At 66.1% G+C, this 14,261-nt stretch carries 16 protein-coding genes; 12 read left to right on the forward strand and 4 right to left on the reverse strand.

Annotation, left to right across the window (positions count from 1 at the left end; translation table 11 throughout):
• Positions 1-24: 24 nt before the first annotated feature.
• The 5 genes from QA635_RS16335 (at position 25) to QA635_RS16355 (ending at position 3,687) form a co-directional block, all read left to right on the forward strand.
• Positions 25-261: a hypothetical protein gene (locus QA635_RS16335; protein WP_283070311.1), complete on the forward strand. Its 237-nt coding sequence runs from the start codon at positions 25-27 to the stop codon at positions 259-261.
• Positions 262-286: 25 nt separating this feature from the next.
• A complete protein-coding gene (locus QA635_RS16340) occupies positions 287-1,252 on the forward strand; it encodes a LysR family transcriptional regulator (protein WP_283070312.1) in 966 nt (321 codons plus the stop codon).
• 87 nt (positions 1,253-1,339) lie between these two features.
• Complete coding sequence (locus tag QA635_RS16345) at positions 1,340-2,050, forward strand: SDR family NAD(P)-dependent oxidoreductase (protein ID WP_283070314.1); 711 nt, start codon at positions 1,340-1,342, stop codon at positions 2,048-2,050.
• Between the two features lie 22 nt (positions 2,051-2,072).
• Positions 2,073-2,324: a tautomerase family protein gene (locus tag QA635_RS16350; protein ID WP_028337158.1), complete on the forward strand. Its 252-nt coding sequence runs from the start codon at positions 2,073-2,075 to the stop codon at positions 2,322-2,324.
• A gap of 121 nt (positions 2,325-2,445) precedes the next feature.
• A complete protein-coding gene (locus QA635_RS16355; RefSeq protein WP_283070316.1) occupies positions 2,446-3,687 on the forward strand; it encodes a YbfB/YjiJ family MFS transporter in 1,242 nt (413 codons plus the stop codon).
• Here the strand turns inward: QA635_RS16355 and QA635_RS16360 are convergent.
• The 4 genes from QA635_RS16360 to QA635_RS16375 form a co-directional block, all read right to left on the reverse strand.
• Positions 3,684-4,835, reverse strand: a complete 1,152-nt coding sequence (locus QA635_RS16360) for an aminotransferase class V-fold PLP-dependent enzyme (protein ID WP_283070317.1) — start codon at positions 4,833-4,835, stop codon at positions 3,684-3,686. The two genes, QA635_RS16355 and QA635_RS16360, sit on opposite strands and share 4 nt — an antisense overlap.
• A gap of 55 nt (positions 4,836-4,890) precedes the next feature.
• Positions 4,891-5,778, reverse strand: a complete 888-nt coding sequence (locus tag QA635_RS16365; protein ID WP_283070318.1) for a hypothetical protein — start codon at positions 5,776-5,778, stop codon at positions 4,891-4,893.
• Between the two features lie 87 nt (positions 5,779-5,865).
• On the reverse strand, positions 5,866-6,618 hold the full coding sequence (gene fliP, locus QA635_RS16370; RefSeq protein WP_063709685.1) for a flagellar type III secretion system pore protein FliP: 753 nt from the start codon (positions 6,616-6,618) through the stop codon (positions 5,866-5,868).
• Entirely contained in the window at positions 6,615-7,556 is a 942-nt protein-coding gene (locus QA635_RS16375) for a flagellar biosynthetic protein FliO (protein WP_283070321.1), read from the reverse strand. Before QA635_RS16375 ends, fliP begins: the two co-directional genes overlap by 4 nt.
• 359 nt (positions 7,557-7,915) lie before the next feature.
• On the opposite strand from QA635_RS16375, the gene flgB reads away from it, so the two are divergent.
• From flgB to cckA, 7 genes are all read left to right on the forward strand, one after another.
• Positions 7,916-8,326: a flagellar basal body rod protein FlgB gene (flgB, locus tag QA635_RS16380; protein ID WP_028337153.1), complete on the forward strand. Its 411-nt coding sequence runs from the start codon at positions 7,916-7,918 to the stop codon at positions 8,324-8,326.
• A gap of 39 nt (positions 8,327-8,365) precedes the next feature.
• Entirely contained in the window at positions 8,366-8,791 is a 426-nt protein-coding gene (gene flgC / locus QA635_RS16385; RefSeq protein WP_018272466.1) for a flagellar basal body rod protein FlgC, read from the forward strand.
• Between the two features lie 26 nt (positions 8,792-8,817).
• Positions 8,818-9,129, forward strand: a complete 312-nt coding sequence (gene fliE, locus QA635_RS16390) for a flagellar hook-basal body complex protein FliE (protein ID WP_057018333.1) — start codon at positions 8,818-8,820, stop codon at positions 9,127-9,129.
• 146 nt (positions 9,130-9,275) lie between these two features.
• Positions 9,276-9,539 (forward strand): flagellar biosynthesis protein FliQ, encoded by a 264-nt coding sequence (fliQ, locus tag QA635_RS16395; RefSeq protein WP_016844766.1) that lies wholly within the window; start codon positions 9,276-9,278, stop codon positions 9,537-9,539.
• An 18-nt stretch (positions 9,540-9,557) separates the two neighbouring features.
• Positions 9,558-10,328 (forward strand): flagellar biosynthetic protein FliR, encoded by a 771-nt coding sequence (gene fliR, locus QA635_RS16400; RefSeq protein ID WP_016844767.1) that lies wholly within the window; start codon positions 9,558-9,560, stop codon positions 10,326-10,328.
• An 11-nt stretch (positions 10,329-10,339) separates the two neighbouring features.
• Entirely contained in the window at positions 10,340-11,413 is a 1,074-nt protein-coding gene (gene flhB / locus QA635_RS16405; RefSeq protein ID WP_057018335.1) for a flagellar biosynthesis protein FlhB, read from the forward strand.
• A 142-nt stretch (positions 11,414-11,555) separates the two neighbouring features.
• Positions 11,556-14,126, forward strand: coding sequence for a cell cycle histidine kinase CckA (gene cckA / locus QA635_RS16410; RefSeq protein WP_283071674.1), 2,571 nt, complete (start codon positions 11,556-11,558; stop codon positions 14,124-14,126).
• The last annotated feature ends 135 nt before the right edge of the window (positions 14,127-14,261 follow it).

The raw sequence follows: 14,261 nt of genomic DNA on the forward strand, positions 1-14,261 counted from the left end.
ACAGCGCCGGGAGGACGTCGTTACATGAGCAAGCCGATCAAGACCGAAGCCGAACTGATCGCGATGGCGCGGGTCGAGCTGAAGGCCCATGCCGACTGCCCCGACGGCATCGACATCTCCGTGCTGCGCGACGGCGACAGCTGGGAGTTTCGCGCCAGCGCCGATGACGCCACGGTGGCGAGGCCCGGCTATCCCGAATGCGTCGCGATGCTGGTGCAGATCGGCGACCATCTCAGCAAGCAGTATGACGTGAAGGAGTAACGGCGACCGCGAAGCGGGGGGATCGATGGACCGCATCGACGCCATGAAGGTCTTCGTTGCGGCGGTCGACGAGGGCAGCCTCGCCGGTGCCGGGCGGAAACTGCGGCGATCGCCGGCGGCGGTCAGCCGGGCGATCGCTTTCCTTGAGCATCATGTCGGCGCCGAGCTGTTACATCGCACGACACGCTCGCTGAAGCTGAGCGACGCCGGCCAGCGCTATGCGGCGGCGTGCCGGCGCATTCTGACCGAGCTCGAGGAGGCCGATATCTCGGCGGGCGGCGAGCGGTCGGTGCCGCGCGGCACGCTGACCGTCACCGCGCCCGTCGTGGTCGGCGAGGATTTGCTGCGGCCGGTGCTCGATGCATTCATGACGGACTACCCGGCGGTGTCGGTGCGGCTCGTGATGCTCGACCGCACCGTCAATCTGATCGACGAGGGGATCGACGTCGCGCTGCGCATCGCCCATCTCACCGATTCCAGTTTCATCGCGATCAAGCTCGGCGAGGTGCGCCGCGTGGTGGCGGCATCGCCCGGCTATCTCGCGCAGCATCCGCTGATCGCCGAGCCGGCTGATCTGGCGAAGCACCAGATCATCGCCATGACGCATTTCGGGCTCGACTCCTGGAGCTTCCCGCCGGCCGCGAAGTCGAAGATCGCGCGCGCGGTCCAGTTCACGCCACGGCTGGTCGTCAACACGGTGCGCGCGGCGGTGGCCTCGGCCAGCGAAGGACACGGCGTCACCCGGCTGTTCTCCTATCACATCGCCGAGGAAATCCGTGACGGCCGGTTGCAGATCCTGCTCGCCGGCGACGAGCATCCGCCGCTGCCGGTGCATCTTTTGGCGCCGCAGGGCCGCTTCGACGTGCCGAAGGTGCGCGCCTTCGTCGATTTCGCGACGCCGCGGCTGAAACGCTATTTCGAGCGGCTGTCGCGCGAGGCCAGCAAGGCTGGCGCCATTCGTTCGCGGCGCGGAAGAGTGTCTGCCGAATAGCGGACATTCGCGCGGAAAGCGGATGTATCTAGCTTCTTCTCCATCGAAGCGGCGCTGGGTCGCTTCAGCAACAGATGGAGAGAGATCATGGGTGCAGAGCAGAAGGTTGCCATCATCACCGGTGCGTCGCAGGGCCTCGGCGAGGCCATCGTCAAGGGCTATCGCGACCGCAACTGGCGCGTCGTCGCGAATTCCCGCAGCATCAAGCCGTCGACCGACAGCGATGTTCTGACCGTCGCTGGCGACATCGGCGATCCCGAAGTCGCCGACCGCATCGTCAAGCAGGCGCTCGGGCGCTTCGGTCGCATCGACACGCTGGTCAACAATGCCGGCATCTTCCTTGCCAAACCGTTCACCGACTACACCGACCAGGACTACGCGCAGGTGCTGGCGACCAATCTCAACGGCTTCTTCTACATCACCAGGCGCGCCGCCAGGGAGATGGAGAAGCAGGGCTCCGGGCACATCGCGCAAATCACGACCAGCCTCGTCGATCACGCCAACAGCAACGTGCCCTCGGTGCTGGCCTCGCTGACCAAGGGCGGCCTGAACGCCGCCACCAAGTCGCTCGCGATCGAATATGCCGCCAAGGGCATCCGCGTGAACGCGGTCTCGCCCGGTGTGATCAGGACACCGATGCACGCGCCGGCAACGCACGACTTCCTCGCCAAGCAGCATCCGGTCGGACGCATGGGTGAAGCCAAGGACATCGTCGACGCCGTGCTGTTCCTGGAAGGCGCGGGCTTCGTCACCGGCGAGATCCTGCATGTCGACGGCGGCCAGAGCGCCGGTCATTAACGAGCACGATCCGGAGAGTGCCATGCCTATCGTCACCATCCAGGTCACGCGTGAGGGGACGGCGCCGGGGGCGTCGTCCACCACGCCGGAGCAGAAGGCTGCATTGATCAAGGGCGCCAGCGAGTTGCTGCGTGACGTGCTCGGCAAGCCGATGGAGTCGACGTTTGTCGTCATCGAGGAAGTCGACACCGATAATTGGGGCTGGGGCGGACTGCCCGCGCTGGACTATCGCAAGAAGCTCGCTGCAGCTGCGGCGTCCAAATCTTCCCGCTGAAGGCTTTCCCCAAACCGAATGTGCACCTCTCCCGATCGGGAGAGGTGAGCCGTGATCGCTGCGAGCGATTGCTGCGATCGCAACTAATCATTTTTCACGAACGGCCGGAGGGCCTACTGCGATGTCAATGTCAGCCAATGTCGATCATCACAGGCGCCAGCACGCCGCGCCGCATCGGGATGCAGGCGGGCCGCTGTGGCTGTCCGCGGCCGCAGGATTATGTGCCTCGCTGGTCGGGCTCGGGCTGGCGCGCTTCGCCTACACGCCGTTGATCCCGGCATTGATCGCCGCAAAGTGGTTCACGCCGGCGGAAGCGGTCTATCTCGGTGCCGCCAACCTTGCCGGTTATCTCGCCGGCGCGCTGATCGCCCGCGATCTCGGCGCGCGGATCGGCTCGGTATGGGCGCTGCGCGGCATGATGGTGCTCGCCGCGATCACCTGCTTTGCCTGCGCGGTGCCGATCTCCTTCGTGTGGTTCTTCGGTTTCCGCTTTCTCGCCGGCGTCAGTGGCGGCGTGATCATGGTGCTGGCGGCGACGGCAATCCTGCCGCATACCGCGCCGAGCAAGCGCGGCCTGATCGGCGGCGTGATCTTCGCCGGTGTTGGCCTCGGCGTCGCCGCGTCCGGAACACTGGTGCCGCTGTTGCTGCAGCAGGGCGTCAAGCAGGCCTGGTACGGCCTTGGCGTCCTGTCGGCGGTGCTGACACTGGTCAGCTGGAAGGCGTGGCCTGCCGAAGCTCCCGCCGCGCGAGGCGTTGCGGAGCAGCCCGTCGCGTCGCATGGCCTGCGCTCGCCGTTGGTGATCGCGCTGTGCCTGGAATATGGCCTCAATGCGCTGGCGCTGGTGCCGCACATGGTGTTCCTGGTCGATTTCGTCGCGCGCGGGCTCGGGCAGGGGATCGCGGCGGGATCGCATTACTGGGTGCTGTACGGCATCGGCGCTGTGGTCGGCCCGCTGCTGACCGGACATCTCGCCGATCGCGCCGGCTTCGCTGCGGCGCTGCGCGCGGCGTTCCTGATCGAGGCGGTTGCGGTCGCGCTGCCGGCCGTGACGACGTCACCGGCAGTGCTGATCGTGTCGAGCCTGATCGTCGGCGGCTTCACGCCCGGCATCGTCCCGCTGGTGATCGGCCGCATCCACGAGCTGATCCCGCATTCCGCGGCGAGCCAGCGTTCAGCCTGGGCGCAGGCCACCACGACGTTCGCGCTGTTCCAGGCGGCGGGCGCCTACGGCCTGTCCTGGCTGTTCGCGCGCAGCGGCGGCGACTATGCGCTGCTGTTCGTGATCGGCGCGGCCGGAGTGGCCGTCGCGTTGGCGATCGAACTGTTCGGCGTCGTCGGACTGCGGCACAAGTCCAGCTAACCGCGTAGCGCTTTGGTCAAGACCGCGACGAGGCGATCGACATCGGCCTCGTCGTTGAAAACGTGCGGCGAGATCCGCATCCGGCCGAGCCGCAGCGCGACATGGATGTTCTCTGCGGCGAGCCGCGCGATCAACTCCTTCGGGATGCCGCCCGCCATGCCGAGGCTCAGGATGTGCGGCGCACGCACGCTGCGCGCCGGCACGTTGAGCCCGAGGTCACGCACACGGCCGGCGATCCGCTCGTTGAGCATCGCGAGCCGCGCGCTGACGGCAGCGGCGCCCCATTCCGCCATCATCTCCATGCCGATCGAGGCCATCTCCAGCGTGATGAAATGATCGCGCTCGCCCATGTCGTAACGCGTGGCGTTGTCGACATAGTCGAGATCGCCGAAATAGACCGGGTTCTCGGAGTTGACGTTGCGGCGGCCGCTGGAGGTCTGCTCCAGCGGCACGCCGTTCTGGTGGCGTTTTGCAATGTAGAGGAAGGCGCGGCCGTAGGGGCCGATCAGCCATTTGTAGGTCGGAAACATCACGGCGTCGGGGTCGAGCCTTGTCACGTCCATCGCCACGACACCCGCGCTCTGCGTCGCGTCGATGACGAACATTGCGCCGTGCCGCCGCAGCGCGGCCTGCACCTTGTCGACGTCGATCATGCCGCCGTCCGACCAGTGCACCGAGGAGATCGAGGCGAGGCCGACCGGCGGCGCGCCTGGCCGCTCGATCGTTGCCAGCACCGCCGATGTCCAGTCGCCGTCGGCGGGCTGGCGTACAGTGTCGACGACGAAGCCCTGCGCCTCGGCGCGGGCATGCCATTCGAGGACCGGCGAGGAATGGTCATTCTCAAGCACGATGACGCGCGTGCCGCGCGGAATGCTCAGCGCCTTCGCCACCGTCGCGACGCCGTAGCTGATCGCGGGGATCAGCGCGACATCGTCTGGTGCGGCGTTGATCAGGCGGGCGGCCGCGCTACGGGCGCGCTCGTGCTGGCGGCCGGCAAATCCTGCATCGATCGTCCAGGGCTGGCCCTTGCGTCCGACCGCCGCACGGCCGGCCTCGAGCGTCTTCAGCGGCAGCGGGCTGTAGGACGCCGAATTCAGGTAGCAGACCTCGCGTGGAATCTCGAACAGATGGCGCTGGGAGGGAAGCATGTCGTCTCGTTTGCTGGAATTTGCGGATCATGACGTGGCGCCGAAGAGCGCGCGCTCAGCCGTCATACTGGTCCGGCCCCATCGCCCAAGGCGCCTGGTCGTAGCCGTTGGCGAAGGAGCGGTTGGTCTGCGCCGGGTTGCGATTGACCAGCGGCCGCAGAAACATCGGATGCGTGGCGCTGCGCACCTCGTGCTCGACGGTGAACAGATGCCGGCCGTCGGCCGGATCGACGATATCGCAGAAGCGGTACTGGTATTGATTGTCTTCGCGGGAGACCAGATTGCGTTCGCGCAGTCGCTGGTAGGGGCCCGAGAAGTCCGTGATGTAGATCTGGATGTGATGGCCGTCGAATTCGCCCTGCGCCGCGTCGCTCTCGCGGAATTGCAGATACTGATCGTTGCCGACTTTTGCGCGCGCGACGACGCCGTCGCCGTTCACGACGCTGGCGGGGATGCCCATGATCTCAGGATAGAACCGGCTGATCGCCTCAGCCGTGCCGCGCGGCACCTCGAACTCGACATAGGGCATGCCGAGGGCGATGCGCCCGAAACGTTCGGCGTCCGGTTCAAAGCAGCGTAGCCGGTTGCCCCAGGGGCAGATGGCCTCGACGTGATCATTGCGCTCGCGATAGCTGAACGCGGTGTCCTCGAGCTTGGGCGCGACCGCGGCGAGCCGCTGCAGCAGGGCCTGCCGCCCGGCGATCACGATGCCGGTGTGGCCGCGCAGCACCTGCTGGCGGCCGCTCGGCAGGTGAAACTGGCTGCGGCCGACATTCACCCACATGTTGCTGTCGGAGACCATCAGATAGGGATCGCGCGTCAGCCCGATGCCGGCGACGTAGAACAGCGTGGCGAGGCGCTGGTCCGGCACCTGCACGTTGACATGTTCGAGATGGATGGCGTTGCCGAGATCTTCTGCGGCGCGGTCGAATGGCTGCTGCACGGCGCGGCTCCCTGGATGCGGTGCCGCGCATGATAGTGCAACGGTGTGGCCGATCCAGCTGACGGGCCATGAATGTTTCGCAGGGCGCTACCCCCCGTAACTCTGCACCAGGCTGCCGGCGACCAGGGCCCAGCCGTCGACCAGCACGAAGAAGATCAGCTTGAACGGCAGCGAGACCACCACCGGTGGCAGCATCATCATGCCCATCGACATCAGGACCGAGGCGACCACGAGGTCGATGATCAAAAACGGCAGGAACAGCAGGAAGCCGATCTCGAAGGCGCGTTTCAGCTCGGAGATCATGAAGGCCGGCACCAGGATGCGCAGCGACATCTCCTCCGGCGTCGCCGGCGGCGGCTCGCCGGAGAGGTCCATGAACAGCTTCAAATCCTTCTCGCGCACGTTCTTCTGCATGAAGCCGCGCAAGGGGACCGAGGCGCGCTGCAACGCGTCCTCAACGCCGATCTGGTTGGCGACCAGCGGCTTGATGCCGTCGTCATAGGATTTCTGCAGCACCGGCCCCATCACGAAGGCGGTGAGGAACATCGCAAGCGCGATCATCACCGAGTTCGGCGGCGCGGTGGCGGTGCCGAGCGCGGTGCGCAGCAGCGACAGCACGACCACGATGCGCGTGAACGACGTCATCATGATCAGGATCGACGGCGCGATCGACAGCACCGTCAGCAGCGCAATCAGCTGGATCGCGCGCTCGGTCACGCCGCCATTGCCGCCGCCGAGATTGATGCTGATATCCTGCGCCATCGCCGGATCAGCGAGGGATCCGGCGGCGATCAGGACAGCGATGAAAAAAACTCTACGCGGGACTGCCCCTGGTCTCACGAAGGATTCTTCGGTCGGCCGAGCAGCGAGGCCATCTCGTCCTCGAGATTCTCGAACCCGCTCTTCTGTCCGCCGGCGGGCGGGGCGGGCGGCTCGTTGCGCTGCGGGCGCGCCGGCGGCGCCTCCGGCGCAACCGGCGGCGCGACGGTCTCGCCGGCGCCGGTCGGGCGGCGCAGCGCCGCTTCGAGCCGTTGCGCCATCTCGGCGAGATTGGCGTCGGCGTTCGATGGAGGCGGCGGAGCCGGAGGCGCCTGCGTTGCAGCCGGCGGCGGTGCCTGGGGAGGCGGTGGCGGCGGCGTCACGGCGCGCTCGGTTGTGCGCAGCGGTGGCGGTGCCTTCGGCGGCTCGGCGGCACGCGGCGGACGCGGGACGACCGGCTCGGAGCGCGGCGGCAGGCGTGGCGGCATCGGATCGGGCCGCGGCTCGCCGCGTTCGGGCGTGAAGCCCGCGAGCGGATCGCTGCGACGCTCGGCGATCGGCGGCGGGGGCCGGCGTAGCTCGTCGGCGAAGGAGGGCCGCGTCTGACGCGGCGGCAGCTCCGGCTCGGGAAGGTCGAAATTGTCGGAGCGGGCGGCTTCGCTCTCGTTCCAGGCTGCATCCGGAAGCGGCGCCACGCGCGGCGGCGCGGCATCGGCTGCGACCGCGGGGCGGGTCGACATTTGATCGCGCGCGGGCATCGCGCGGACGATATTCGGCTCGACGACGATATCGGTGGGGCCGCCGATCATCAGGAGATGCTCGATATTGTCGCGGCGGACCAGCACCAGGCGGCGCCGCCCGTCGACGGCGGCAGCGTCGATCACCGCCAGGCGCGGCATGCGTCCTCGGTTGGCGTTGGCCCCGAGGCGGTTTCCGGCGAAGCGGCGGACGAGCCATGCGGTCACGCCGATCAGCGCCAGCACGACAACGAATGCCAAGACGAATGTAATGACCTGCATATTGGAGTCCCCGGCCATCTTGGCCTTCCTCAGCTTTCGCCATCAACGGGCGCGGATTGATAGGTGCGGTTTGCGCAGCGAATCGCGCCCGAGATTCGCCTTATTTCTTAATTCCCAGCGGCTTGCAGCCCACTGTTCTATTAATAAACCAAGAATCGCTTGTCCCAAAACGACTTCTCAGCGCCCCACGCTGTCTTGGTTTGTGCTGGTTAACGCAGCATTCGTGGCGAAAATGCGCTCGCAGGCTGCAGTTGCGGCGTTCTCCACGGATCCGTCCGGCATTTTAACCACCCGTTAACCATACACCGGGCAAATTCTGCCTACCTCGGAAGAGCCCAGAGGTTAACGGAGCCGCGGCGATGGCCATGAACGATCTCCCGATCCTGTCGGCGTTGCGCACCAAGATGCAGTGGCACCAGGAGCGCCAGCGGGTGCTCGCCGAGAACATTTCCAATTCCGACACGCCGAACTTCCGGCCGCGCGACCTGGTCGAGCCGAAGTTCGACCGGGCCGGCGCCACGGTCGGCGGCGGCGTGGGGACGCTGCCGATGATGCAGACCAGCGCCACCCACATGGCGGCGTCCGGCGCGCCCGACAGCTTCGACAACGATCGCGGCAAGAGCGGGTTCCAGACCCGTCCGGCCGGTAACGCGGTCAATCTCGAGGAGCAGATGCTGAAAGTGTCGGCCAACCAGATGGACTATGCGGCCGTCACCTCGCTCTACAGCCGCAGCCTGCATCTGCTGAAGACTGCGATCGGCAAGGGCTAGAGCAAGGGTTAGCCCGCCTGACGGCGGCAGGAGGATCCCATGGCAGATGGAACAAGCGATTTCGCCCGCTCGATGAGCATCGCAACCTCAGGCCTGCGGGCGCAGGCGGGGCGCATGCGGGTGATCTCGGAAAATATCGCCAATGCCGATTCGACGGCGCAGACCGCGGGCGGCGATCCCTACCGCCGCAAGGTGCCGACCTTCTCCTCCACGCTCGATCGCACGCTCGACGCCCAGGTCGTGGCGCTGGGCCGGATCCGCCCCGACCAGTCTTCGTTCCGGGTCAAGCACGAGCCGGGCAATCCGGCGGCGGACGCCTCGGGCAACGTCAAATATCCGAACGTCAATGCGATGGTCGAAATGACCGACATGCGCGACGCCCAGCGCTCCTACGAGGCCAACCTCAACATCATCAGCGCGACGCGGCGGATGATCCAGCGCACGCTCGACATCCTCAAGTCCTGACGCAACAAGAACAGGGAACGTAAATCATGGCTTCACCGACAGTCGCCGCCAACGCCTACGCCAACCTCGCCAAGATGATGGAGCGCGGCGGCGCCGAGAAGGCCGGGCAGGCCGTCGCCGGCCCATCCTTCAGTGCGCTGCTGAAGGACTCCGTCGGCAGCGTCCTGGAGGCGGGCAAGAAATCCGACGCGCAGACCATGGCGATGACCTCGGGCAAGGCGAACGTGATGGATGTGGTGACGGCGGTCGCCGACACCGACGTTGCGGTATCGACGCTGGTCTCGGTGCGCGACCGCGTGATCCAGGCCTATGAAGACATCATGAAGATGCCGATCTGACGTCGCTTGCGACGTCATCCCGGGGCGATGCGCAGCATCGAGCCTCAGATGTGCAATTGCACATCAAAGATCTCGAGGTTCCGGGTTCGATGCTTTGCATCGACCCCGGAACGACGGTGCAAACAACTGACAGCGAGAACTCAACAATGACCGGCCCCGAAACCCTCGACGTGGCGCGCGATGCGATCTGGACCATCGTGGTGGTGTCGTCGCCCCTGATGGTGGTCGGCCTCGTGGTCGGCGTCGTGGTGTCGCTGTTCCAGGCGCTGACGCAGATCCAGGAACAGACCCTGATCTTCGTGCCGAAGATCCTCGCGATCTTCGTCACATTGCTGCTGGCGCTGCCGTTCATGGCGGACTCGCTCAGTAGCCACATGATGCGGATTTCATCGCGAATCATCGGCGGTTGATGCACTAATGCCGCAGTCATGCGCATCGATGTCTCCCTGCTGCCGGCGCTGGCCGCGATCTTCGTGCTGGTCTTCGCGCGCGTGGGCGCGATGGTGATGCTGCTGCCCGGTTTCGGCGAGAGCAACATCCCGGCGCGGGTCAAGCTGTCGATTGCGCTATTGCTGACGCTGATCATCCTCCCCCTGCATCGCAACGCCTATCATGTCGACCTGACGTCGATCTCCTCGCTCGGCGTCCTGATGGTGCATGAGCTCATCATCGGCATCGTGCTCGGCGCGACCGCGCGGGTGACGTTGTCGGCGCTCAACGTCGCGGGCTCCGTGATCGCGCAGCAGCTCGGCCTCGGCTTCGTCACCGCGGTCGATCCGACCCAGGGGCAGCAGGGCCAGATCATCGGCAACTTCCTCACCATCCTCGGCCTCACGCTGCTGTTTGCGACCGACAGCCACTATCTCGTCATTGCGGCGCTGAGCGAGAGCTACCGCATTTTCTCGCCGGGCGAGATCATGCCGACCGGCGATGTCGCAGCGCTTGCGACCTCGGCCTTCTCCGCCGCCTTCAAGATCGGCCTGCAGCTGTCCGCGCCGTTCCTGGTGTTCGGCCTGGTCTTCAACATCGGGCTTGGCGTGCTGGCGCGGCTGATGCCGCAGATGCAGGTCTATTTCGTCGGCGTGCCGCTCTCGATCATGGTCGGGTTCCTGATCTTCGGCGTCGTGCTCGCCGCGATGATGAACACCTATCTCGACTATTTCCTCGGCGTCATGCGCCAGCTCGCTCCGATGAATTAGGGGGAGAAGCAGTGGCGGACGATACCGAAGACAAAACAGAAGACCCTACGCAAAAACGTCTCGATGAAGCCCTCGAGAAAGGTGACGTTGCCAAGAGCCAGGAGGTCAACACCTGGTTCGTGATCGCCGGCGGCACCTTGGTGCTGTCGACCTTCTCGGGCTCGATCGGCAGCGGCATCTTGATGCCGCTGCGCAACCTGATCGCCAATTCATGGATGATCCGCACCGACGGCGCCGGCCTGCTGGCGCTGACACAGTCGCTCGGCTACGCGGTGGTCGCCGCGATCGGCGTGCCGTTCCTGTTGCTGGCGCTGGCCGCGATCGCGGGCAACATGGTGCAGCATCAGCTGGTGTGGTCGGGTGAGCAGCTGAAGCCGAAATTCTCCAAGATCTCGCCGGCGGCCGGCTTCAAGCGGCTGTTCGGCAAGCAGGCGGTGGCGAATTTCCTGAAGGGCCTGTTCAAGCTGATTGCGCTCGGCGCCGTGATGGTCGCGGTGCTGTGGCCCGACCGGATGCGGATGGAATCCTTCCTGCGGGTCGATCCGGCCGAGCTGCTGCCCGCCATCACCGGCATGACGGTGCACCTGTTGGCGGCGGTGGTCGCCATCCTCGCTGCGGTCGCTATCGCCGACTACTTCTTCCAGTACCGGACCTGGTACGAGCGTCACAAGATGTCGCTGCAGGAGATGAAGGAGGAGTTCAAGCAGTCGGAAGGCGACCCGCACGTCAAGGGCAGGATCAAGCAATTGCGGGTCCAGCGCGCCAAGAAGCGTATGATGGCCCAGGTTCCGAAGGCCTCGGTGATCATCACCAACCCGACCCACTATTCGGTGGCGCTGGCCTACGACCGCAGCATGTCGGCGCCGATCTGCGTCGCCAAGGGCGTCGACAATCTTGCCTTCAAGATCCGGGAGATCGCCAAGGAGCACGACATTCCGATCGTGGAGAACGTGGCGCTGGCCCGGGCGCTCTATGCGACGGTCGAGCTCGACCGGGAGATCCCGGTCGAGCACTATCACGCGGTTGCCGAAATCATCGGCTACGTGATGCGGCTGAGGCGCGGCCTGTCCGGCCTGCGGCAGTAAGGGGCGGAAAACCCGCTTGAAATGCGCGTAACTTGCGAAATTGCCGCCTGTTGGACTTGCGTTTTCGGGTCCGATTCAGGCACTCAGGGGCGAGGTGGCCGGCCGGTCGCCTTCGTGATGCAGACGAGCCATGTCTCTCCAGATGACCGCCGATAGCAACGATCCTTCCGTGACCGAGCCGTTCGTGGCCCACGGGCCAGCGCGGCGGAACGGCAGCATCCTGCTGGTGGTCCTGATCGCCGCCGGAATCGTCGCGGTGGCGGTCTGGCTGATGACCATCGGCCGCACCGAGGCGCAGCCCTATATCCTCGGCGTGCTGGCGCTGCTCGCCACGGTCGGGCTGTTCAACCTGTTCGCCCTTGCCGCCGGCATCATCCGCTTCTCCGACCGCGCCACCGATGATCCGGTGATGGCGCGGATCGCCGACCAGGCCCAGGAAGGGCTCGTCGTCACGGACTCCCGCGGCCACGTGGTCTATTCCAACGCCGCCTATCTCACGCTGACCGGCGCGGCCGGGCCGCAGGACGTCCGTCCGGTCGAGCGCGTCTTCATCGGCAACCCCGACGTCTCCGAGGCGGTGTTCCGCCTCTTGAAGGCCGCCCGCGAGGGCAAGCGGCAGCAGGAGGAGGTCCGCGTCGCCGGCCACGAGGCCGGGCAGGGCCGCTGGCTGCGCCTGCGGGTACGCCCGCTCGGCGAGGGCAAGCGCGATGCGAAATACGCGGTTTGGTCGATCGCCGACGTCACCCGCGACCGCGAGCGCCAGGAAGACGTGTTCCAGGAGCTGCGGCACGCGATTGAATATCTCGATCACGCGCCATGCGGCTTCTTCTCGGTCAATCCGGCCGGCGAGATCGCCTATGTCAACGCCACGCTGGCCAATTGGCTGGACTACGATCTGGCCGAGATCGGCTCGGGCGGCCTGAAACTGACCGACATCGTCTCGGGCGACGGCGCGGCGCTGTTGACTTCGATTGCGGCGGTGCCGGGCGAGGTCAAGACCGAGGTGTTCGACATCGACCTGCGGATGCGCGGCGGCAAGACCGTGCCGGTGCGGCTCTATCACAAGCTCGCCTTCGGCGCCGACGGCGCGGCGGGCGCGTCGCGCACGCTGGTGATCAGCCGCGCCCGCGACGAGCATTCCGATCCGGAGCGCGCCGCCGAGGTGCGCTTCATGCGCTTCTTCGACCATACGCCGATGGCGATCGCGACCGTCGATCGCGGCGGCAATGTGGTCGGCGCCAATGCGCGCTATGCCAAGCTGGCGCAGGGCCTGAACGGCGACGGCGGCGCCGCCAAGTCGATCTTCCGCGCGGTCAATCCGCGCGACCGCGGCCTCTTGATCGCCGCGATCAACCAGGCGGCCGAGGGCCAGGGCGACATCGCGCCGGTCGAGGTGATGCTCGACGGGCCCAAGGAGCGCTTTGCCCAGTTCTTCGTCACCACCGTCGAGAAGGATGAGCGCGACGCCGAGACCGCGATCGTCTACATGCTCGAGACCACCGAGCGGCGCGCGCTGGAAAACCAGATCAACCAGTCGCAGAAGATGGAGATGGTCGGCCAGCTCGCCGGCGGCATCGCGCACGACTTCAACAACGTGCTGTCGGCCATCATGATGGCCAACGACTTCCTGCTGAACGCGCACAAGCCGACCGACCCGTCGTTCCAGGACATCATGCAGATCAAGCAGAACGCCACCCGCGCCGCGACGCTGGTGCGGCAGTTGCTTGCATTCTCGCGCCGCCAGACGCTGCGGCCGCAGGTGCTCGATCTCGGCGATGCATTGAGCGACCTCACCATGCTGCTGCGCCGGCTGATCGGCGAGAAGGTGAAGCTCGACCTCGTGCATGGCCGCGACCTGTGGCCGGTGAAGGTCGACGTCTCGCAGTTCGAGCAGGTGGTGGTCAATCTCGCGGTCAACGCGCGCGACGCGATGCCTGACGGCGGCAAGCTGATCATTCGCACCGCCAATGTGCCGACCGAGGAGGCCGCCCAGCTCGCCAACAAGGGCATGCCGGCGGCGGACTATGTGAAGATCGAGATCGCCGACACCGGCACCGGCATTCCGGCCGAGATCATCGACAAGATCTTCGAGCCGTTCTTCTCGACCAAGGAAGTCGGCAAGGGAACCGGCCTCGGCCTGTCCACGGTCTACGGCATCGTCAAGCAGACCGGCGGCTTCGTCTATGTCGATTCCGTGCCGGGCGGCGGCACCACGTTCCGGATCTATTTGCCGCGGCATCGCCAGCAGCAGGAGGTCGCACCGGAGGCCCAGGCCGGCAACGGTGCGGCCAAGGAAACCGCCGCCGCCACGGAAGCCGCCAAGCCGAAGCCGGATCTGACCGGGCAGGGCACCATCCTGCTGGTGGAGGACGAGGACGGCCTGCGCTCACTGAATGCGCGCGGCCTGCGTTCGCGCGGCTACAGCGTGATCGAGGCGGCGAACGGCGTCGAGGCGCTGGAAGCGTTCGAGGAGAAGAACGGCGCCGTCGATCTCGTCGTCTCCGACGTCGTGATGCCGGAGATGGACGGCCCGACGCTGCTGAAGGAAATGCGCAGCCGCAACGCGGAGCTGAAGATCATCTTCGTCTCAGGCTATGCCGAGGACGCGTTCGAGAAGAGCCTGCCGGAGAACCAGCAGTTCGCGTTCCTGCCGAAGCCCTTCACGTTGACGCAGCTGGTCGCCGCGGTGAAGGAAACCATGACGGCGAACTAGCCGGTTGCCGCGGCAACCGGCTTTACTTCTCGCAAGTGCGAGGTGAAATTCCGCGGTAACTGCGGTTGAAACCGGGCCTCATCCCGCGGTAGGACGCGCCGTCGCATCCACAAGGACCATAGTGTCACATCTCCG

The organism is Bradyrhizobium brasilense, assembly GCF_029714345.1.
GTDB lineage: Bacteria > Pseudomonadota > Alphaproteobacteria > Rhizobiales > Xanthobacteraceae > Bradyrhizobium > Bradyrhizobium australafricanum.